This is a genomic window from Leifsonia sp. KNZ12-8B, assembly GCF_056755495.1.
The window spans coordinates 13142-32248 of sequence record NZ_JBPGXM010000021.1 but is presented as its reverse complement, the minus strand read 5'-3'; the positions used below and the strand labels follow the sequence as shown (position 1 = coordinate 32248).

The 19107-nt window shown below is 72.6% G+C and carries 19 protein-coding genes; 10 read left to right on the top strand and 9 right to left on the bottom strand.

Features of this window, described 5'->3' with window-relative positions; all coding sequences use genetic code 11:
* Position 1 precedes the first annotated feature (1 nt).
* On the top strand, positions 2-778 hold the full coding sequence (locus ACR9ZG_RS05505; protein WP_481283819.1) for a DNA-formamidopyrimidine glycosylase family protein: 777 nt from the start codon (positions 2-4) through the stop codon (positions 776-778).
* Between the two features lie 112 nt (positions 779-890).
* On the opposite strand, the gene ACR9ZG_RS05500 is transcribed toward ACR9ZG_RS05505, so the two are convergent.
* Positions 891-1472 (bottom strand): NADPH-dependent FMN reductase, encoded by a 582-nt coding sequence (locus ACR9ZG_RS05500; protein ID WP_481283818.1) that lies wholly within the window; start codon positions 1470-1472, stop codon positions 891-893.
* 91 nt (positions 1473-1563) lie between these two features.
* Between ACR9ZG_RS05500 and ACR9ZG_RS05495 the strand changes: the two genes are divergently transcribed.
* The 3 genes from ACR9ZG_RS05495 (at position 1564) to ACR9ZG_RS05485 (ending at position 4576) form a co-directional block, all read left to right on the top strand.
* Entirely contained in the window at positions 1564-2118 is a 555-nt protein-coding gene (locus tag ACR9ZG_RS05495; RefSeq protein ID WP_481283817.1) for a hypothetical protein, read from the top strand.
* Between the two features lie 128 nt (positions 2119-2246).
* The gene (locus tag ACR9ZG_RS05490) at positions 2247-2759 is read left to right on the top strand and encodes a MarR family winged helix-turn-helix transcriptional regulator (RefSeq protein WP_481283816.1); all 513 of its coding nucleotides are present in this window, start codon (positions 2247-2249) and stop codon (positions 2757-2759) included.
* Between the two features lie 86 nt (positions 2760-2845).
* Positions 2846-4576 carry an LCP family protein gene (locus ACR9ZG_RS05485; RefSeq protein WP_481283815.1) on the top strand — a complete coding sequence of 577 codons (1731 nt, stop codon included), beginning with the start codon at positions 2846-2848 and terminating at the stop codon, positions 4574-4576.
* A gap of 86 nt (positions 4577-4662) precedes the next feature.
* Here the strand turns inward: ACR9ZG_RS05485 and poxB are convergent, their stop codons facing one another.
* A complete protein-coding gene (poxB, locus tag ACR9ZG_RS05480; protein ID WP_481283814.1) occupies positions 4663-6396 on the bottom strand; it encodes a ubiquinone-dependent pyruvate dehydrogenase in 1734 nt (577 codons plus the stop codon).
* A gap of 168 nt (positions 6397-6564) precedes the next feature.
* Between poxB and ACR9ZG_RS05475 the strand changes: the two genes are divergently transcribed.
* Together ACR9ZG_RS05475 and ACR9ZG_RS05470 are read left to right on the top strand one after the other, a co-directional pair.
* Entirely contained in the window at positions 6565-7203 is a 639-nt protein-coding gene (locus tag ACR9ZG_RS05475; RefSeq protein WP_481283813.1) for a ScbR family autoregulator-binding transcription factor, read from the top strand.
* Positions 7204-7260: 57 nt separating this feature from the next.
* Positions 7261-7641 carry a DUF3566 domain-containing protein gene (locus tag ACR9ZG_RS05470; protein WP_481283812.1) on the top strand — a complete coding sequence of 127 codons (381 nt, stop codon included), beginning with the start codon at positions 7261-7263 and terminating at the stop codon, positions 7639-7641.
* Here ACR9ZG_RS05470 and ACR9ZG_RS05465 read toward each other — a convergent pair.
* A complete protein-coding gene (locus tag ACR9ZG_RS05465) occupies positions 7622-8266 on the bottom strand; it encodes a TetR/AcrR family transcriptional regulator C-terminal domain-containing protein (RefSeq protein WP_481283811.1) in 645 nt (214 codons plus the stop codon). The genes ACR9ZG_RS05470 and ACR9ZG_RS05465 overlap by 20 nt on opposite strands.
* 54 nt (positions 8267-8320) lie before the next feature.
* On the opposite strand from ACR9ZG_RS05465, the gene ACR9ZG_RS05460 reads away from it, so the two are divergent.
* From ACR9ZG_RS05460 to ACR9ZG_RS05445, 4 genes are read left to right on the top strand one after another with little or no spacing between them, the layout of a single operon-like run.
* Entirely contained in the window at positions 8321-8956 is a 636-nt protein-coding gene (locus ACR9ZG_RS05460) for a biotin transporter BioY (RefSeq protein ID WP_481283810.1), read from the top strand.
* On the top strand, positions 8953-9669 hold the full coding sequence (locus ACR9ZG_RS05455) for an energy-coupling factor ABC transporter ATP-binding protein (RefSeq protein ID WP_481283809.1): 717 nt from the start codon (positions 8953-8955) through the stop codon (positions 9667-9669). The genes ACR9ZG_RS05460 and ACR9ZG_RS05455 overlap by 4 nt, the downstream gene beginning before the upstream one ends.
* A complete protein-coding gene (locus ACR9ZG_RS05450; RefSeq protein WP_481283808.1) occupies positions 9663-10259 on the top strand; it encodes an energy-coupling factor transporter transmembrane component T family protein in 597 nt (198 codons plus the stop codon). Before ACR9ZG_RS05455 ends, ACR9ZG_RS05450 begins: the two co-directional genes overlap by 7 nt.
* Positions 10256-10660, top strand: coding sequence for a CHY zinc finger protein (locus tag ACR9ZG_RS05445; protein ID WP_481283807.1), 405 nt, complete (start codon positions 10256-10258; stop codon positions 10658-10660). The genes ACR9ZG_RS05450 and ACR9ZG_RS05445 overlap by 4 nt, the downstream gene beginning before the upstream one ends.
* 29 nt (positions 10661-10689) lie before the next feature.
* Here ACR9ZG_RS05445 and ACR9ZG_RS05440 read toward each other — a convergent pair whose 3' ends face one another.
* The 6 genes from ACR9ZG_RS05440 to ACR9ZG_RS05415 all read right to left on the bottom strand — a co-directional run bounded on the left by ACR9ZG_RS05440 (position 10690) and on the right by ACR9ZG_RS05415 (position 18988).
* Positions 10690-11676: an NAD-dependent epimerase/dehydratase family protein gene (locus tag ACR9ZG_RS05440; protein WP_481283806.1), complete on the bottom strand. Its 987-nt coding sequence runs from the start codon at positions 11674-11676 to the stop codon at positions 10690-10692.
* Positions 11673-12113 (bottom strand): MerR family transcriptional regulator, encoded by a 441-nt coding sequence (locus ACR9ZG_RS05435; protein ID WP_481283805.1) that lies wholly within the window; start codon positions 12111-12113, stop codon positions 11673-11675. The genes ACR9ZG_RS05440 and ACR9ZG_RS05435 overlap by 4 nt, the downstream gene beginning before the upstream one ends.
* Positions 12114-12146: 33 nt before the next feature.
* On the bottom strand, positions 12147-13103 hold the full coding sequence (locus ACR9ZG_RS05430; RefSeq protein ID WP_481283804.1) for an NAD(P)-dependent alcohol dehydrogenase: 957 nt from the start codon (positions 13101-13103) through the stop codon (positions 12147-12149).
* A gap of 43 nt (positions 13104-13146) precedes the next feature.
* Positions 13147-13365 carry a helix-turn-helix transcriptional regulator gene (locus ACR9ZG_RS05425; protein ID WP_481283803.1) on the bottom strand — a complete coding sequence of 73 codons (219 nt, stop codon included), beginning with the start codon at positions 13363-13365 and terminating at the stop codon, positions 13147-13149.
* Positions 13359-13769, bottom strand: a complete 411-nt coding sequence (locus ACR9ZG_RS05420; protein ID WP_481283802.1) for a hypothetical protein — start codon at positions 13767-13769, stop codon at positions 13359-13361. The genes ACR9ZG_RS05425 and ACR9ZG_RS05420 overlap by 7 nt, the downstream gene beginning before the upstream one ends.
* 401 nt (positions 13770-14170) lie before the next feature.
* Complete coding sequence (locus ACR9ZG_RS05415) at positions 14171-18988, bottom strand: ExeM/NucH family extracellular endonuclease (RefSeq protein ID WP_481283801.1); 4818 nt, start codon at positions 18986-18988, stop codon at positions 14171-14173.
* Between the last annotated feature and the right edge of the window lie 119 nt (positions 18989-19107).

The window sequence follows — 19107 nt, the reverse complement described above, 5'->3', positions numbered from 1 at the left end:
GATGCCGGAGGGGGACACCGTCTACCGGGCGGCGCGGAGGCTGAACGACGCGCTCGCCGGTCGCATCCTGACCGCGACGGACTTCCGCGTGCCCGCCTACGCGACCGTCGACCTCTCCGGCGACCGCGTCGACGAGGTCGTGAGCCGCGGCAAGCACCTGCTGATGCGGGTCGGCGACCACACCATCCACAGCCACCTCAAGATGGAGGGCTCGTGGGAGCTGTACCCGCCGGGCGGGCGCTGGCGGCACCCCGCGCACCAGGCCCGCGCGGTGCTACGGACGGCCGACACCGACGCGGTCGGGTTCCTGCTCGGCATCCTGGAGGTGCTGCCGCGGGACCGCGAGGAGGAGGCGGTCGGCTACCTGGGCCCCGACCTCCTCGGCCCCGACTGGGATGCGGAGGAGGCCGTGCGCCGGGTGGAGGCGCATCCCGACGTGCCGGTCGCCGTCGCCCTGCTCGACCAGCGCAACCTCGCCGGGCTCGGCAACGAGTACGTCAACGAGCTGTGCTTCCTGCGCGGGATGCTGCCGACCCGGCCGGTGCGCGACGCGGACATCCCGGCGGCGGTCGCGCTCGGGCACCGGATGATCGTCGCGAACCGCAACCGTCCGGTGCGCGTCACCACCGGCGACACGCGGCGCGGGAGGACGAGCTGGGTGTACGGGCGCAAGGGGCAGCCGTGCCGGAGGTGCGGCACGCCCATCCAGCGCTCGGAGCTCGGCCGGACCGAGCTGGAGGAGCGCGTCACCTACTTCTGCCCCGTCTGCCAGACGTAGCGCCGCCGAGCCGCGCCGTAGCGCCGCCGCGAGACGCGCGAGGGGCGCCGTTGTGCCGGAATCCACGCGGAATAGCGGCAGAACGACGCCCCTCGGCGGCGTGGCGGACGCTTTACGCGGCGGCGGACTCCGAGTCGGACTCGGCGCGGACGGTCTCGAGGGCGCGCGACCAGGACTCGACCTGGTCGAACAGCGGGGTGAGGGCGGCCTCCTGCTGGGCGGTCGGCTTCAGCGCCCAGTTCTCGAAGTCGTGGGCGAGGCTCAGGCCGACGTGCGCGCTGACCGTCGCGACCTGCAGCTGCGACAGCACGAGACGCAGGTGCTCGACCGCGCGGGCGCCGCCGAAGACGCCGTAGCTGACGAAGCCGGCGGCCTTGTTGAACCACTCGGCGCCGACGTAGTCGATCGCGTTCTTGAGCGCGCCCGAGGTGCTGTGGTTGTACTCCGGCGTGACGAAGATGTAACCGTCGAACTCGTCGATCTTGGCCGCCCAGGCCTTGGTGTGCTCGCCGGCGTACTGGCCCATCGCGGCGGGCATCGCCTCGTCGAGGTGCGGGAGATCCCAGTCCTTGAGGTCGACGAGCTCGTACTCGGCGTCCGAGCGCTTCGCGGCGTGCTCGTACACCCAGCGGGCGACGGCCTCGCCGTTGCGTCCGGGGCGGGTGCTGCCGATGATGATGGCGATCCTGGTCATGTCAGCCTTTCGTGTCGGATGAAGTTGACGTGTCAACGTGTGCTGAACGCGGCCGGGCCGTCTCGCATTCCCACGTCGCTAAGCTCGTCGCATGTCCGCCCAGCCCGACCGCGGAGCCGACCGCCGCGACGACCGCTTCCTGCCCGCCGACGCGACCGAGGAGGAGCGCCGCCAGGCCGGCGACCGCCTGCGCGAGCGCATCTACGTCACGTTCACGGCCCTCGCGATCCTGATGGCGTTGAACGGGCACGGGGACGAGCTCGACCCGTCGTCGGTGCTCTGGACCCTGATCGTCTCGGTCGTCGGCGTGCTGCTCGCCGGCCTCGCCTCCGACCTGGTGTCGCACATGATCGCGCACAGCACGCTGCCCTCGGCGCGGGAGTTCCGGCACATGGTGGCCGTCGCCTCCCGCGCCCTCGGTGTGCTGGTCGTTCCGGTGATCGCGCTGGTGCTGGCCGCGACGGACGTGATCGGGATGCGCCCCGCCATGATCGCGGCGATCGTGTCGCTCATCGCCTCGCTGGCGGTGGTGGCGCGCATCGCCGTGTCGCGCACGGGACTGCCCGGCTGGAAGCAGCTGATCGTGCTCGCGGTGATCGTCGCGCTCGGTGTGCTGGTCGTGTTCGTGGAGTCGCTGGTCCACTGAGTCGCGCGTTCACCGAGTCGCTCATCCACCGCGTCGCACGTCCGTCGGGCCGGTGGTCACCGCGGCGCGTGGCGTCGGCGCGGCCCGTCCACCACGGGCTCCCGGTGGGCGCGTGCGAGGATGGCGGCATGGCCACCGCGCGCACCCGGCCCGACCCGCGCAAGCTCAGCGACGACGAGCTGCGGCTCTTCCATGAGTTCTATCTCATGCGCCGCGGGTTCGACCGCGCCCTCGACCAGCAGCTGCAGCGCGACGCCGGCATCTCGATCTCGGAGCTGGAGGTGCTGATGGCGCTCATCCGCTCCCCCGGGCGGCGTCTGCGCGTGCGCGACCTCGTCGCGGCGACCGGGTGGGAGAAGAGCCGCATCTCGCACCAGGTGACGCGGATGGAGGCGCGCGGCTTCGTCGAGCGGCAGGATTGCGCGGAGGACCGCCGGGCCAGCTGGATCCACCTCACCGGCGACGGGCGACGTGTCGTCGTGCGGGTGCTCCCTGAGCACACCGCGACCATCCGCCGCATCCTCTACGACGCCCTCAGCCCGGAGCAGCAGGACGAGCTGCTCGCCATCTCCACCCGCATGACGGAGGCGATGAGGCGCGAGGAGGGGTCGTCGACCGCGCCGACCGACGCCGCCGACTGAGAGCGGCGCCGGGAATTGCTGGTGATTCGTCGGGAACGCGCTCGGAAACCAGGGCGTTCGCAGGATGCTCCCTCTAGCGTTTCCGTGTGAGACGCCCGACTGATCCCGCCGCCTCCGGCCCGAACGCCGGCCGCGACGACTCCGTCGACCCCGCGACCGCGGTGTTCGGACGGGTGCCAGACGCCGACCCGCGCCGTCCCGTGCGCGCGACCCGACCCGCGACGCGGGTGCCGTCCGGCGCGGGCGCCGGGGCAGCCGCCGCGGGGAGCGGAGCAGCAGGGCACGGCTCGGCCGGCTCGCCGTTCGACGACCTGGGGCTCGGCTCGGGTTCGGGCTCCGGTTCCGGTGACGGCGGCGGCCGGGGCGGCGGCCGCGGCGGCGACGGACGCGGCGGCGACGGAGGCGGCGACGACCGCACCCCGCCTCCCGGCGGCAAGCGCCCCCGGCGGCGGCGGACCAAGCGCATCGTCGCGTGGACGGCCGCCGCGCTGGCCGTGGTGCTCGTGGTCGTCGGCGGGTACGCGGCGTACAGCTACTTCCGCTTCGTCGGCGGCGTGAGCCACGTCGACGTGATCAGCAAGAAGGGGAACGACGTCGACGGGCAGGACCAGAACATCCTGCTGGTCGGCGACGACCACCGCCCGGACAACGCGACCCCCGAGCAGCTCGCCCAGCTGAGCACGACCGACGACGGCGGCAGCACCAACACCGACACGATGATGATCCTGCACCTCCCGGCGGACGGGAAGTCGGCGACGCTCATCTCCCTCCCCCGCGACTCCTGGGTGGAGGTGCCGGGCCACGGGATGAACAAGCTCAACTCGGCCTTCTCGCTCGGCGGCGGGGCGAGCGACCCGACCGCGGGGGCCAAGCTCCTCATCGACACGGTGCAGAACCTCACCGGGCTCTCGATCGACCACTACGTCCGGATCTCGCTGCTCGGCTTCTACACGATCGCCGACGCGCTCGGCCCGGTGCAGGTGTGCCTCAACGAGGCCGTCGACGACCCGTACTCGGGCGCGAACTTCCCGGCCGGGGTCTCGACGCTGAACGCGCAGCAGGCGCTGTCGTTCGTGCGGCAGCGGCACGGCCTCCCGCGCGGCGACCTGGACCGGGTGGTGCGGCAGCAGTACTTCCTGTCCGTGGAGGCGCACAAGTTCCTCTCCGCGGGCACGCTGCTCAACCCGGCCAAGCTGACGAAGGTGCTGGACGCGGTGAGCGGCTCGCTGGAGACCGACCCCGGGCTCAACTTCCTGCAGCTGGCGGCGCAGATGCAGGGGCTCACGGGCGGGAAGATCCAGTCGGCGACCATCCCGATCTCCGGCACGCCGACCATCGACGTGGACGGCGACGAGATCTCGGTGGTGGAGGTCGACACCGCCGCGATGCCGGCGTTCATCCAGAGCCTGATGGGAACGCCGAGCGACTACGAGAAGGCGACCGCGGCGAAGCCCGCCGACACGACCGTGACCGTGCTCAACGGCGGCGGGGCGGACGGCTCGGCGACGACCGGGACCCAGACGCTCGCCGCCGCCGGGTTCCAGACCGGCACCCCGGGCGACGCCGACACGACGGCGACCACGACCATCCAGTACCCGAAGGGTCAGGAGGCGCAGGCCAAGGCGGTCGCGGCGTTCGTGCCCGGCGCGGGCGTGCAGGAGACGTCCTCGGTCAGCGGCGTGACGCTGGTGCTCGGCGAGGACGGCCTCATGCCGGCGGCCCCGTCGGCCGACGCAGGGTCGGCGCCCGCTCCGGCTCCTGCCGCGACCCCGACCTCCCCGGCCCAGTCGTACTCCGACCAGGTCTGCATCAACTGATACGCCAGCCGCCGAGTACAGGAAATATGTCGCTCTCCGGGCGGATCCGCGACATTTTTCCTGTGCTCGGCGGCTAGCGGCGGGGGTCAGTCGAAGAGGCGGCGGAAGACGTTCGTGTCGGCGAGGTCGATGAGCTCGTCGCCGCGGCCCGACATGATCGTGCGCAGCGCGTAGAGCGTGAAGCCGCTGACCTGCTTGGCGGTGATCGCCGGCGGGATGCTCAGCTCCTGCCGCGCGGTCACCACGTCGACGAGCGCGGGGCCGTCGTGCGCGAACGCCTCGCGCAGGGCGTCCTCGAGGTCGTCCGGCTCCTCCACCCGGCGGCCGTGGAGGCCGATGGCCTGCGCGACCTGCGCGAAGTCCGGGTTCTCGAGGCCCGTGCCGTAGTTCACGAAGCCCGCGGCCTTCATCTCCACCTCGACGAAGTTCAGCGAGGAGTTGTTGAAGAGCACGATCTTCACCGGCAGCCGGTTCTGGCGGAGGGTCAGCAGCTCGCCCAGCAGCATCGCGAGGCCGCCGTCTCCGGCGAGCGCCACGACCTGGCGGCCGGGGAAGGCGGTCTGGGCGCCGATGGCCTGGGGCAGCGCGTTCGCCATGGAGCCGTGCGTGAACGAGCCGATCAGGCGCCGCCGGCCGTTCATCTTCAGGTAGCGGGCCGCCCACACCACGGGCGAGCCGACGTCGGGGATGAAGACCGCGTCCTCGCTCGCCAGCTCGCTGACCAGCCTGGCCACGTACTGGGGGTGGATGGGCTGCCGGTTGCGGTCGTTGACCGCCAGCTCGTCGAGGCTCTTGCGTGCCTTGGCGTAGTGGGCGGTGGAGGCGTCGAGGTGCTTGGTGTCTGTGCGGGCTGTCAGCAGCGGCAGCAGCGCCTGCACCGTGTCCTTGACGCTGCCGACGAGGCCGAGGTCGAGCGGTGTGCGGCGGCCGAGCACCTCGCCGCGGATGTCGACCTGGACGATCTTCGCCTTCGACGGGTAGAACTGCGGGTACGGGAAGTCGGTGCCGAGCATGAGCAGCGCGTCGCACGCCTCCATCGCCCGGTAGCCGGAGGAGAACCCGAGCAGCCCGGTCATGCCGACGTCGTACGGGTTGTCGTACTCGACGAACTCCTTGCCGCGCATGGCGTGCACGATCGGCGCCTGCAGCGCCTTCGCGATCGAGATCAGCTCGGAGTGCGCGCCCTCGACGCCGGCCCCCGCGAGGATCGTCACCTTGCGCGCGGCGTTGAGGATGTCGGCGGCGGCCCGCAGCTCGCCGTCGGACGGGCGCGTGACGCGGGGCGCCTCGACGATCGGGGCGGACTTGCGGCGGCCGGCCGCGTCGGCGAGGAAGATCTCGCCCGGGACGACGATCACGGCGACGCCGCGCTTCTCGACCGCCGTGCGCATCGCGATCTCGAGGATGCGCGGCAGCTGCTCCGGCCGGCTGATGAGCTCGGTGTACACCGACGCCTCGCGGAACAGCTCCTGCGGGTGCGTCTCCTGGAAGTAGCCGGTCCCGATCTCGGCTTGCGGGATCTGCGCAGCGATGGCGAGCACGGGGACGCGGCTGCGGTTCGCATCGTAGAGGCCGTTGATGAGGTGCGTGTTGCCCGGCCCGCAGCTGCCGGCGCACACCGCCAGGCCGCCCGTGAGGGCCGCCTCCGCGGAGGCCGCGAACGCCGCCGCCTCCTCGTGCCGCACCTGCTCCCAGGCGACGTCCCCCGAGCGGCGCAGCGCGTCGGTGAAGCCGTTGAGAGAGTCGCCGGGGATCCCGTAGACGCGGTTCACCCCCGCATCGTGAAGGATCTCGACGATGGTGTCGGCGACGGTGGGCATGGGCGTGCTCCTCTCGGTGCGGTTCTGCTCGTTCAGGCGTGCTGATGGCAACGCTACGCCGGGATGGGACGCCACGTCCGCTTCCTGGACGAACGTTCACCGCGCCCCGAGGAACGGTGGGTTAACGTGTGACCGTCCCCTCCGCCCCTTCACGCCCCCGGGAGTCACATGGTCAAGCAAGCCCGCGCCCTGGTCACGCGGGAGGCGATCGTCGCGGGGGCGGCGGAGGTGTTCCGCCGCCGCGGCTACGGATCGGCGTCGGTGGCCGAGATCGCGGCCGAGTCGGGGATGACGAAGGGCGCGCTGTACTTCCACTTCACCTCGAAGGACGACCTCGCCCGCGCGGTGATCGAGGAGCAGCACCGCCGCACGATGGTGGCCGTCGCGGCGACGCTCGAGGAGGAGCGGCCGGCGCTCGAGACGATGGTGCTGCTGTGCTTCGGGCTGGCCGAGCAGCTGCAGGCCGACCCGGTGGTCCAGGCGGGCATCCGGCTCACGACGGACGTGTCGACGTTCGAGCGGCCGGTGGCCGACCCCTACCGCGACTGGATGCGCACGCTCGCGGAGCTGACCCGCCGCGGGATCGCGGAGGGCGACCTCCGTCCCGACGTCGACCCCGACATGTTCGCGCGCTTCCTGTCGCCGGCGTTCACCGGCGTCCAGCTCGTCTCGGAGACGCTCACCCACCACGCCGACCTGCTGCAACGGGTGCGCGAGCTGTGGGTGTTCGTGCTGCCGGGGATCGTCGCGGCGGGTCGCGAGGAGGCGCTGCGCGGCCTGCCGGAGACCGCGGGCGTCTCCCGCTAGACTGAGCCCCCGAGGGGACCGTCGAGCACCGGCGGCAGCAGTACCGGGGAGGGTCTCGTGGCGGCACGCACGAAGAAGCAGACGCGGCGCGCCGTGATGCGCCTGGTGTACATCGACTTCTGGTCGGCGCTGAAGATGTCGTTCCTCGTGAGCCTGATCGTCGCCGCGATCACCGTCGTGCTGATGCTGCTGCTGTGGACCGCGCTCGAGCGGCTCGGACTCGTGCAGACCGCCCGCGACCTCCTCGAGGGCATCGCGGGCGACCAGGGCGCGGCGCTCGTGGCCGACCTGACCTTCCCGAACGTGATGACCTTCACGCTCGTGGTGGCCGTGCTGGAGCTGATCGTCGTCTCGGCGCTCGGCGCGATCGCCGCCGCGCTGTTCAACCTCGCCACGCACGTCGTGGGCGGGTGGAAGGTCACGTTCGGGAGCGACTGACCTCGCCGCCGCGGCGGTCCTCGCTGCTGAGGCCCTCGCGGCCGAGGCTCTGCAGGCCGCCGACCAGCAGGTCGATGCCGAACGCGAACGCGGCCGCCGGGTCGGCGTCGATCGCCGTGGCTGCTCCGTCGGCCAGCACGCCGAGGCTGTCGTACTGCAGGCGCTGCTGCTCGTGCGAGACGTGGCCCAGCACGAAGTGCAGGAGGGCCGTCGCCGCGCGCCGGGCCGTCTCGGCGTCGTAGCCGCCCGCAGCGACCGCCGCGGTGAAGCGGTCGAGCGGGGCGGCGGCGCCGAGGCCCAGCGCGAAGGTGCTCGACACGACCTCCGCGCCATCGCGGTAGGCGAGCAGCGCGTCGCGGAGGCCGGCGGCCTCGGCCCGGACGGCGTCGCTCCACGCGAGACCGTCCGTCGGGCGGGCGGCGCGGGCGACGATGCGATCCGCGAGCTCGGCGAGCAGCGTCTGCTTGTTCGGGAAGTGGTGGTAGAGCGCGCTCGGCTGCACGTCGAGGGCCGCGGCGAGGCGGCGCATGGTGAGGTCGGGGAGGCCGTCGTCGTCGAGGATGCGGAGCGCCGTGCGCGCGACGTCGTCCCTGGTGTGCCTGCGGCCGCTTTCGTTCGACGCCATTCCCCCACTATAGTGAACGCCGTTCAGGTGAACACCGTTCAGGTAAGGATGCTCATGACCGACTCCCCCGCTCCCGCGGCGTCCGCCGCGCCGGCCGCTCCCGCCGCGGCCGCGCCCGCTCGCCGCCTCGACGCGACGGACCTCGCCCGCGTCGCCGTCTTCGCCGCCATCGTGGCCGTGCTCGGCCTGCCCGGCGGCCTCAGCGTCTTCGGCTCGGTGCCGATCACCGCGCAGACGCTCGGCGTGATGCTCGCCGGCGCCATCCTCGGGCCGTGGCTCGGCGCGCTGTCGATGGCGGTGCTGCTCGCGCTCGTCGCCGTCGGCCTCCCGCTGTTGGTCGGCGGACGCGGCGGCATCGCGGTCTTCGTCGGACCGAGCGGCGGCTACGCGCTCGGCTGGATCGCCGGCGCGCTGGTCATCGGGCTCATCGTGCACGCCGCACACCGCAAGCCGGTGTGGTGGCGGACGTTCCTCGGCATGCTGGTCGGCGGCGTGCTCGTGATCTACGCGGTCGGGATCCCGTGGCAGGCGGCCGTGACGCGCCTCCCGCTCGGTGAGACCGCGCTGACCAGCCTGGTGTTCGTGCCGGGCGACCTGGTGAAAGCGGTGCTCGCGACTCTCATCGTCATGACGCTGGTGCGGGCCTACCCACGGGCGTTCCGCCGCACGTGGAGGACGCGGGCGGCGTGACGGCGCAGCCCCCGGCCTCGGTGCCCGGAGCGGCCATCGAGCTGGTCGACGCCTCCGTGCGCCTCGGCGACACGGAGGCGCTGCGCCCGTCGAGCCTCGCGGTCGACGCGCGCACGATCGCGGTCGTCGGGGAGAACGGCTCGGGCAAGTCGACGCTCGCGCGCCTCCTGGGCGGGCTCGTGGCGCCGACGGGCGGGCGCGTGCGGGTGCTCGGACTCGACCCCGTACGGCAGGCCGCCGAGCTGCGGCGCCGCGTCGCGGTCCTGTTCAGCAACCCCGATGCGCAGATCGTGATGCCGACGGTCGCGGAGGACGTGGCGTTCTCGCTGCGCTCCGAGCGCCTCCCCCGGGCCGAATCGGCCGCCCGGGTCGCGCAGGCCCTCGACCGGTTCGGGCTGGCCGGGCTGGCCGAGCGGTCGGCGCACGAGCTGTCCGGCGGCCAGAAGCAGCTGCTCGCGCTCGCGGGCGCGTTCGTCCGCCGGCCCGACCTCGTGATCGCCGACGAGCCGACCGCCTACCTCGACGCGCGCAACGCACGACGGGTGGCCGACCACCTCCTGGCCGACGCGGGCCATCGGCTGGTGCTCGTGACGCACGACCTGGCGCTGGCCGCGCGCTGCGACACCGCCGTCCTCGTCGCCGACGGCCGGGTGGCGGCGGTGGGCGAACCCGCCCGGATCGTCGACGCCTACGAGGCGGCCCTCGCATGCTGAGCCTCTACCGGCCGGGCGACGGCCTCCTCCACCGGATGCCGGCCGGCCCGAAGCTGCTGCTCATCCTGGTGGTCGTGCTGGCGGTCTCCCTGCTCCCCTCCACATGGTGGGCGGCAGGCGTCGCGGCGGCCGTTGCGCTCGTCGCGTATCCGGTCGCGGGGCTCGGGCTGCGGGAGCTGGGCCGCCAGGTCGTCGCGGTGCGCTGGCTGATCGTCGTCACGCTCGGGTGCCAGCTGCTCTTCCTCGGGGTGGAGGCCGCGGTCGCGAACACCGCGCGGGTGACGGCGGCGGTGGTGCTCGCCGGCCTGCTGGTGCTGACGACGCGGGTCACCGACCTGCTCGACGCGGTCGAGCGCGGCCTGGGTCCGCTGCGGCGCCTCCACCTCGACCCGCAGCGGGCAGCGCTGCTGCTGACGGTCACGCTCGGAACGGTTCCGGTGCTGGCGCGGCTCGCGGGCGAGGTGCGGGAGGCGCAGCGGGCGCGCGGGGGCCGCGCGAGCCTCCGGACCTTCGCCGTGCCCTACCTCGTGCTCGCGCTGAAGCACGCCGACCAGCTGGGCGACGCGCTGGCCGCCCGGGGTGTGCGATGAGCGCGGCGGGCGGGCCGGTCGCGGGCGGCCCGGTCGCGGGCGGGCCGGTCGCGGGCGGCCCGGTCGCGGGCGGCCCGGTCGCCGGCGGCCCGGTCGTGCACGGGCCCGTCGTGGATGACGAGACCCGCTGCATCCACTACCGGTCGCCGCTCGACGTGGTGGCGATCCGCTTCGCCTGCTGCGGCGAGTACTACCCGTGCCACCTCTGCCATGCGGAGACGACCGGGCATCCGGCCGCGCGATGGCCGGCGTCGGCGCGAGAGGAGCGTGCCGTGCTGTGCGGCGTCTGCCGGACCGAGCTGACGATCGCCGAGTACCTGGGCGTCGACGGCTGCCCGGCCTGCGGCGCCGCCTTCAATCCCGGCTGCCGCCTCCACACCCACCTGTACTTCGAGGTCTGACCCGCACGCGCTTCGCGTGGGCCGCCGGGTCAGGACCGGACCGCGAGCAGCCCGAGGTCGCGCAGGCTCTCGGCGGTCTCCACGATGGTGCGGACCACCGGGCGGGGGCGCAGGCCCAGCTCGCGCTGTGCCCGCTCGTTGTGGATGACCAGGGGCGCGGGCTCCTCGCCGGGCAGCTCCTCCGTCGGCACGCGGTCCGCGAGAGCGCCGAGCTCGGTGCGCAGCACGTTCGCGACGTCGAGGAAGGTCATCGTCGGACCGTCGGCGAGCACGAGATACCGCTTGCCGGCGGCGTGCGGGGCGGACATCGCGGCGAGATGGGCCGCCGAGACGTCCCGCACGTCCGCGATGCCGAACCGCTGGCGCGGCACCGCCGTCATGGTGCCGTCGAGCATCCCGGTGAACACGGCGAGCGACGATCGCGCCGAGGCCGTCAGGGTCGGCCCGGCGATCCACGTGGGGTTGAGGGCGACGAGCTCGAGGCCGCCGCCCTCCCGCTCCACGAAGTCCCACGCCGCCCGCTCGGCCACCGCCTTCGACAGCGGGTAGGCGGGGAGGCCGGGCGTCGCGGGGTCGGTCCAGTCGCTCTCGTCGTAGTCGCGCACCGGCTTGGGCGAGTAGCCCACCGCGGCGAACGACGACGTGAGCACGACGCGGCGGGCGCCCGCGTCCCGCGCCGCGCGCAGCACACGCAGGGCGCCGTCGCGTGCGGGGACGACGACCTCGTCCGGCGCGGCGGTCAGGATCATCGGCGACGCGGTGTGGTGCACCTCCTCGATGCCCGCGAGCGCGGCGGCCCAGCCGCCGTCCTCGGTGAGGGAGGCGGCCGCGAACGACAGCCCGGCATCGTCGACGCCGGCCCGGCGGACGGCGGCACGGACCTCCTCCTCCCGATCGAGCGAGCGGACGGTGGTGCGGACCGCGGTCCCGCGGGCCAGCAGGTCGGCGAGGAGCCGGGTGGCGAGATAGCCCGTCCCGCCGGTGACGAGGACGGTCGGGGTGTCGGTGGTGGTCATCGGAAGGTCTCCTCGAGTCGGGGAAGGATGGTGTCGAGCTCGTCGTGCGCCCTGGCTTCGGCGGCGGCGTCCTGGCGATCGCGGGCGTCCCAGAGGGCGGCCTTCACGCGCAGGTAGTCGAGGTGCACGTGCAGCACCGCGAGCTGTGCCTCGACGCGCTCGGCGTGGCGGAGCAGGATGTCGCGCTGCTCCCCCGCCGCCGCGCGGCCGCGCCTCCGGTTCGCCTGGTAGCGGCGCATGTCCTCGATGCCGACGCCCATCGCGCGCAGGCAGGCGAGCACCTGGGCGGCGTCGAGGTCGCCCTCGCCGTACCGCCGGTGGCCGCTGCGCTCGTCCCGGGCGATCGGGCCCAGCAGGCCGACCTCCTCGTAGTAGCGCAGCGTCGGCTCGCTCAAGCCGCTCTGCCGCGCGACGTCCTGGATGCTCAACGTGGTCATGTCCCCATCAGAACAGACCTCAAGCGCTTGAAGTCAAGCGGGGATCGTGACGACCACCTTGCCGCGGGCGCGACCGGCGCCGAGGTGCTCGATCGCCTCCGCGGTGCGCTCCAGCGGGTAGACCGTGTCGATGACCGGCCGGATCGAGCCGGCCCGCCAGAGTTCTACGAGCGCACGCTCGTCGTCGGCGTTCTCGCGCGACACCAGGCCGACGAGACGCTGGCCGGTGAGCGCGTTCAGCATCCCCGCCGCGGCCGTGCGCTCGATGCCGCCGGTGAGCCGGCCGCCGGCCTCCCCGCCGACCAGCACCACGGATCCGGTGGGCGAGAGGATGCGACGGAGCGCCCGCAGCGGACGGTTGCCGGCGGTGTCGATGATCGCGTCCCAGACCCGGCCCAGGGCGAGCACGTCGGTCGTGGCGTAGTCGATCGTCTCCTCGGCTCCCAGGTCGCGCACGAGGCCGGCCTTGGCCGCGCTGCACACGCCGGTCACCCGGGCGCCCTCGGCGACGGCCAGCTGCACGGCGTAGTGCCCGACGCCTCCCGCCGCGCCCAGGATCAGCACCCGGTCGCCTGCCCGGAGCCGAGCGGCGCGGACGGCCTGCAGGGCGGTGACGCCGGAGATCGGGAGCGCCGCCGCCTCCACCGCGCCGAGACCGTCGGGTCGCGCGACGAGGTCAGCGGCCTTCACCGCGACGTACTCGGCCAGGGCGCCATCGGCGGAGCCGAGCACCGGCTCGCCCGTGCCCTCGACCGTGCCCGCGAAGGCCATGCCGCGGATGCGCGACTTCGGGCCGCGCATGCCGAGGCCGATCGCCCGCATCAGGTACGGCCGCCCGGTCGTGAGGTGCCACGTGCCCGCGTCGACGCCCGCCGCCTCCACCCGCACCAGCACCTCGCCCTCGCCGGGCACCGGAACCGGCACCTGCTCCACGCGGAGCACGCTCGGCGGGCCGTACACATCCTGGGTCACCGCTCGCATCGTCGTCATGATCGCCTCTCCTCGGCTCTCGGATCCGCCCGCTCGGACGGTGTCAGTGCTCGGGATACTGGAACACGTCGTCGAGCGGTACCCCGAAGACCCGCGCGATCTGGAACGCCAGCTCGAGCGACGGCGAGTACCGCCCCTGCTCGATGGCGATGATGGTCTGCCGGGTCACGCCGACCCGGTCGGCGAGCTCGGCCTGCGTCATCTCTCCGGCGCCGAACCGGAGCGAGCGGATGGAGTTCGTGACCCGCGTCGGCTTCACCACGCGGGCATCCCCTTGCGGTAGGCGACGAGGGTGGCGATCGAGCCGACCACGGCCGAGAGCACGAAGGCGAGGTAGACGGCGTTCGCGATCCAGAACCACGGCGCCTCGAACAGCGCGAGCACGAGGGCGGCGCCCGCACCGATGACCACGAAGGCCTGGCCGATCCGCTCGCCGAACGCCTTCACCTCGCGGTCGCGCTGGTCGCGCTTGTCGGCCTCCCTGCGGTTGCCGGCCGCGACCACGATGCTCGCGAGGATGTTGACGACGATCGCACCGCCGACGGTCCACAGCAGCAGCGGGACGTAGGCGCCGGGCCCGAGCGCCGCCAGCAGGATCAGGTAGACGGCGTAGCCGAGGACCGCGGTCACCAGGAACACCCAGGAGTTCTTCTCGTCGTACGACACCGCACACCTCGCATGTCAAAAATTCTGTACATGGCGAGTGTAAAGCGGCGCTGACACCGTGTCAAGAATTTCTTACACGCCCTGCCGCCGTAGCCTGCATCGAGTTGGCGCAACACGCCGCCTCCCGGAGGGGCCGGACGGCGTGTCCTGACAAGTCGATGACGGAAGGCGCGGGAGCGGAGGGGCGAGACGGCGTGTCGTGACAAGTGGCCTCGGCGAGCGGGCGCCCTCACCGAGTTGGCGCAACACGCCGCCTGGCGGAGGGGCGAGACGGCGTGTTGTGACAAGTCGGTGACGGAAGGCGCGGGGGCGGCGGCGCGGGGGCGGCGGCGCGGACGCCGAACGGCCGCCCGGCGGGAGAGGTCCCGCTCCGACGGCCGTCCGTGGGGGTCGGCTCCGGGTCAGTGCCCGAAGAGCCAGCCCAGGATGTTGCCGATCGCGTCCACGATCCAGTCGATCAGACCGTTGCCGTTGCCGCTGCCGTGGCCGTTGTCGGCCTTGACCTTGATGGTCGTCCAGCCGATGACGTCGTTCTGGGCGTCCTGGACCGACAGCTTGTGGGTGCCGTTGCCGACATCCTTCGGGAGGGTCAGCGTCAGCACGCCGTCCGCCGGGACCTGCACCCAGCCGCCGCCGATGTTCTGCGGCTTCGAGTATGCCCAGACCGAGACCCACTGGCCGGCCAGCTTCGTGCCGACCGTCACGCGGATCTGCTCGCCGGGGCGGTAGGTCGCCTTGTCGGTGCTGACGAGACCCTCCAGGGCCTTCTTCAGCGCCGACTCCTTGGCGGCCTTCGGGTCCTTCGTCGGCTTCGGGTTGCCCGGCTCGGCGGCCGCCACGGTGAGCGGCACCTGCACGGTCGTGCCCGTCGGCGTGGCCCGCAGCACCAGGGTGCTCGGGCCGGCCGCGTCGGCCGGGACGGTGACGGTCACCGTCGCGGTGCCCGCCGCGTCCACCGCCGCCGTGCCGAGGGAGGCCGAGCTGCCCTGCCAGGTCAGCTCCAGCGCGGTGTTCGCCGGGCTGCCGAGGGAGGTCAGGTTGAGCCCCTTCACCTGGAACGAGACCTGCTGGCCGCGCTGGAGGGTGCCGGTCGGGACGCCGGTCACGCCGACGCCGCGCTTGGCGAAGTCGGGCGAGACCGGGCTGTTCTGCTTCAGGTAGCCGATCCACGCGTCCCGGTCGATGAGACCGGAGTCGCGGGTGTCGGTGCCGGAGGCGAAGGCGCGGAAGTTGTCTCCGCCCTGCAGCAGGAACGAGAACGACCCGATCCGGTACGTCTTCGCCGGGTCGATCGGCTGCCCGTTCACGAGGATGCTCGTGATGCGGTCGCCCTCCGGACGGGTCTCGTCGAACGTGTAGTTCACGTTCTTCGAGAGTCCGAGCGCGAGGAACGGCCGGCTCGGCACGGTGCCGTCGGCGTTGCGCTGCCACTGCTGTTCGAGCGCCTGCTTGAACTGCGCCCCGGTGAGGGTCGTCGTCCACAGGTTGTTCACGAACGGCAGGACCGCGTTCGCCTGGGCGTACGTGATCGATCCGTCGGTGCCGTACAGCAGCTCGGCGCGCAGGCCGCCCGGGTTCACGACGCCGATCTCGGCGCCGCCGAGCTCCGCCGGCGCGAGGGTGTCGAGCAGCGAGTCCGCGACGAGGCCGCCGAGGGTGGACTGGCTGGCGCGGTCGTCGCGCAGGCCGTTGGCGTAGGCCGTCGTGATGTCCGCGGTGACCGAGCCGACCTTCTGGTTGCCGATGACCGCCGCGTCGGCGAGCGCCTTGTCGACGATCGTCTTCACCTGCGCGACCCGCGGGTACGCCGCGACCAGCGCGTCGTCCGCGTCGGTCGTGCGCGCCACGTTGCGGGCCGTGTACGCGGTCACCGTGTCGGTGTCGGGGTCGACGGTGAGCTGCACCTGGCCGATGTTCTCGCCGTAGCTGCCGGTCTGGACCACCGGGCGGGTCTTGCCGTCGACACCGGGCACGGGGGCGTCCCACGCGTACTGCTTGTGCGTGTGGCCCGTGAAGATGGCCGCGACCTTGTTGGAGGTCTTGGTCACGATGTCGGCGAAGGCCCCACCGGCCGCGACCTCCTGGTCGAGGGTCGCGCCGTCCGGCGTCCCGGCCCCCGCGCCCTCGTGGTACTCGGCCACGATGACGTCGGCCTCGCCGTTGGCGGTGTCGCCGTCGGTGAGCTCGCCGGCGACGCGGTTGACCGCCTCCACCGGGTCGCCGAAGTCGAGGTCGGCGATGCCGCCCGGCGAGACCAGCGTCGGGGTCTCCTGCGTGACGGCGCCGATGACGCCGACCTTCAGGCCGTCGACCGTGAACACGGCGTACTCGGGCAGCGCCGGGTCCTTCGTGCCCTTCTGGTAGACGTTGGCGCCGAGGTAGCTGAAGTCGGCCGCGTCCTTCACCCGGCCGGTCAGGTCGGAGAAGCCCTTGTCGAACTCGTGGTTGCCCACGGCGCTCGTCTTGAGGCCCAGCGCGTTGAGCACGTCGATGGTCGGGATGTCGCCGGCCGTGGCCGAGGCGAACAGGGAGGCGCCGATGTTGTCGCCGTCCGAGAGGAAGAGGGTGTTCTCCTCGCCCGCCTCGGCGCGCAGCTTCTCGATCGTGCCCGCGAACTTCACGGTGTTGCTGTCGATGCGACCGTGGAAGTCGTTGATGTTCAGCAGGTTCAGCGTCACCGGGGCCGCCGTGAGGCCGAGGCCCACGACGATCGGGTCGTGGTCGCTCGACCGGTACGGGTCGGCCGCGTAGAAGTTCGTGACGTTGTAGTTGTACCGGCTGTACTCCAGCGCGATGGACTCGCCCGAGTTGATGTTCCACACGTCGGCGCCGGTGATGGCCTTGTCGGCCGCCGGAGAGGCGAGCACGTGGTCGAGCGAGCCGACCGTGCCGTCGAACGAGTAGGTCTGCTTGCTCGTGCGCGTGCTGACCTGGTCGACGTAGCCGGCGTCGGTGAGGACCGTGATGGGGTCCTCCTTCAGGTAGGCATTGAAGTCGCCGATCAGGAGCACCTTGTCGGTGCCCAGCGTCTTCTGCCGCTCGTCGGCGAAGGCGACCAGCGCCTTGGCCTGGGCCACGCGGGAGGCGTTGGAGGCGCCCTGCCCGTCGCCCTGGTCGGCGTCGGCCCCGGTGCCGGAGCCCTTCGACTTGAAGTGGTTGACGATCGCGATGAAGGCCGAGTCGTCCTTCGTGCCGACCTTCTTGAAGGCCTGTGCGAGCGGCTGACGCGCGTTCGAGAACGCGGCGTCGTCGAGGATCTTCGCGTCGCCGACCGGCTGGGCGTTCGCCTTCTTGTAGATGAAGGCGGTGCGGATGACGTCCTCCGTCGCGGGGAGCTTCGACGGCGACTTCACGTACGCCCAGACCTCGCCGCCTGCGGCGGCGTTGAGCGCGGTGACGAGCCTCGAGAGCGCGTCGTCGCGGTCCTTGCCGAAGCGGGCCGAGTTCTCGATCTCCTCGAGCGAGACGACATCGGCGCTCAGGCCGTTGATCGCCGCGACGATCTTGTCCTGCTGGCGCTTGAGGTCGTCGGCGTCGGCCGCGCCGCGGGCGTCGCAGCCGGAGTTGACCGTGACCTCCTCACCAGCGCGGTCGGTGTAGTAGGTGCAGCCGCTCAGCTGGTCGCCGGTCGTGGTGAAGTAGTTCAGCACGTTGAAGGTGGCCAGGCGGAGGTCGCCGCCCACGTTCTCCGGGGCCGCGGTGCGGGTGTTCGCGAAGGTGACGGGCTGCACGTCGGCGGCGTCCGCCGGGGTGAGCTCGGCGACGGGCTGGAACTTCCAGGCGTCGTTGCGGTAGTCGAGGACGACCGGCTTCGTGAACGTGACCGGCGCGCCGACGCGGACCGGGTTCTGCAGCGACACGTACGGCAGCGGCTTGGCCTTGTTCGCCGCGCTGCCGAGGAAGTTCGTCGAGCCGCCGTCGTCGAGGATGACGCCGCGCGCCTTCACGTCGGCCACGGCCGCCGCGTACTCGGGGGTGCCGGGACGCGCGACCTCGGTCGGCTGGATGAGCGGCTTGTCGCCCGCGGCGAGGCCGACCTCTCCGTACTGGTTGGTCGAGTAGGTGTCGGTGACGGTGAACGCGCCCTGCGGGGCGATCAGCATGCCCTCGAGGCTCTCGCGCTGGGCGTCGGTGGCGGGGAGGCCGACCGTCGCGGGAGCGGGAGCGGTGACCGTGCTCGCGTCGAGCTGGTCGACCTTCGTCGCGGTGAGCTCCGTCAGGCCGTTGTACTCGCTGACGGCGCCCGTGACCTGCACGTAGTCGCCGGGCTTCACCGCGGCGGCGGCGGACGAGCCGTAGACGAAGACGGCGTCGGACGCGGTGTGCGTCGCGAGGTCGACCGCGCCGCCGGTGCCCGGGGTCTGCAGGTAGAAGCCGTTGAAGCCTCCGGTCGCGTACTGCGCGGTGACGACGCCGGTGGTCGTGACCGTCTGGCCCGCCTTCGGGCTGGCGTCGCCCGTGCCCTGCAGCTCGGCGATCGAGATCGCGCCGGCCGGCGGGCTGGGGTCGCCGCCGTCACCGGGGTCGGTGCCGTCGCCCGGGTCGGTGCCGGGGTCGCCCGTGCCCGTCGACGCCGTGTTCTGCGGCGTGATGGTGGCGCTCAGCGTGAAGTCGGCGCTGTTGTCGTCGGCGTCGGTGAAGGAGGTGCGGTTCAGCGACTTCACGTCGGTGTTGGCGGTCGGCGCGGTCGCCTTCGCCGTCTCGAACGTGTTGGCGGTGCCGTAGCCGAGGAGGTCGGCCACGTCGGCGTTGCCGGTCACCGAGCCGGTCGGCAGGGTGAGCGCGGCGGCCTTCTTCGCCAGGATCAGCGTGCCCGTGGTGCCGCTCGGGTTGAGCCCGGTGGCCGCGGCGTCCGGGGTCGGGAGGGCCTGGCCGTTCGCGCCGTTGGAGCCTCCGGCCACGAGGTAGTAGCCCTTGGCGGCGATGGAGCCGGAGAGCGGGACCACGCCGTTCGACGCGCCGGTGCCGGTCGCGGAGCGGTACTGGACGCTCCAGCCGGTCAGGTCGACGGCCGTCGCACCCGGGTTGTAGAGCTCGACGAACTTGTTCGTGTAGGCCGCGCCGGCGCTGCCGCCGGACAGGTAGGCCTCGTTGATGACGACACCGGTGCCGTCGGTGCTCGCGAGCGCGGGCGTCGCGACGATCGGGGTGGCGGCGAGGCCGGCCCCGACGATGGCGGCGGTGGCGACGCGCCACAGCCTCCCCAGTCTGCTTGACATTCTTCTCCTCGGTCGGTGAGGTGCTGGTGATCCGGGCGCCACCCTAGGAAGTGCGGGGAAAGGGCCGCTGACCCTTCTGTGAACGTACAGAAAACTCGTTCGGGGGTAGACCGCTCATT

Coding starts and splice junctions, on each gene's coding strand:
- ACR9ZG_RS05490 (WP_481283816.1), top strand. CDS start 2,247: ATGGCCACCGCGCGCACCCGGCCCGACCCGCGCAAGCTCAGCGACGAC.
- ACR9ZG_RS05445 (WP_481283807.1), top strand. CDS start 10,256: ATGAGCGCGGCGGGCGGGCCGGTCGCGGGCGGCCCGGTCGCGGGCGGG.
- ACR9ZG_RS05505 (WP_481283819.1), top strand. CDS start 2: ATGCCGGAGGGGGACACCGTCTACCGGGCGGCGCGGAGGCTGAACGAC.
- poxB (WP_481283814.1), bottom strand. CDS start 6,396: ATGCCCACCGTCGCCGACACCATCGTCGAGATCCTTCACGATGCGGGG.
- ACR9ZG_RS05440 (WP_481283806.1), bottom strand. CDS start 11,676: ATGACCACCACCGACACCCCGACCGTCCTCGTCACCGGCGGGACGGGC.
- ACR9ZG_RS05465 (WP_481283811.1), bottom strand. CDS start 8,266: ATGGCGTCGAACGAAAGCGGCCGCAGGCACACCAGGGACGACGTCGCG.
- ACR9ZG_RS05460 (WP_481283810.1), top strand. CDS start 8,321: ATGACCGACTCCCCCGCTCCCGCGGCGTCCGCCGCGCCGGCCGCTCCC.
- ACR9ZG_RS05495 (WP_481283817.1), top strand. CDS start 1,564: ATGTCCGCCCAGCCCGACCGCGGAGCCGACCGCCGCGACGACCGCTTC.
- ACR9ZG_RS05430 (WP_481283804.1), bottom strand. CDS start 13,103: ATGACGACGATGCGAGCGGTGACCCAGGATGTGTACGGCCCGCCGAGC.
- ACR9ZG_RS05415 (WP_481283801.1), bottom strand. CDS start 18,988: ATGTCAAGCAGACTGGGGAGGCTGTGGCGCGTCGCCACCGCCGCCATC.
- ACR9ZG_RS05435 (WP_481283805.1), bottom strand. CDS start 12,113: ATGACCACGTTGAGCATCCAGGACGTCGCGCGGCAGAGCGGCTTGAGC.
- ACR9ZG_RS05475 (WP_481283813.1), top strand. CDS start 6,565: ATGGTCAAGCAAGCCCGCGCCCTGGTCACGCGGGAGGCGATCGTCGCG.
- ACR9ZG_RS05450 (WP_481283808.1), top strand. CDS start 9,663: ATGCTGAGCCTCTACCGGCCGGGCGACGGCCTCCTCCACCGGATGCCG.
- ACR9ZG_RS05500 (WP_481283818.1), bottom strand. CDS start 1,472: ATGACCAGGATCGCCATCATCATCGGCAGCACCCGCCCCGGACGCAAC.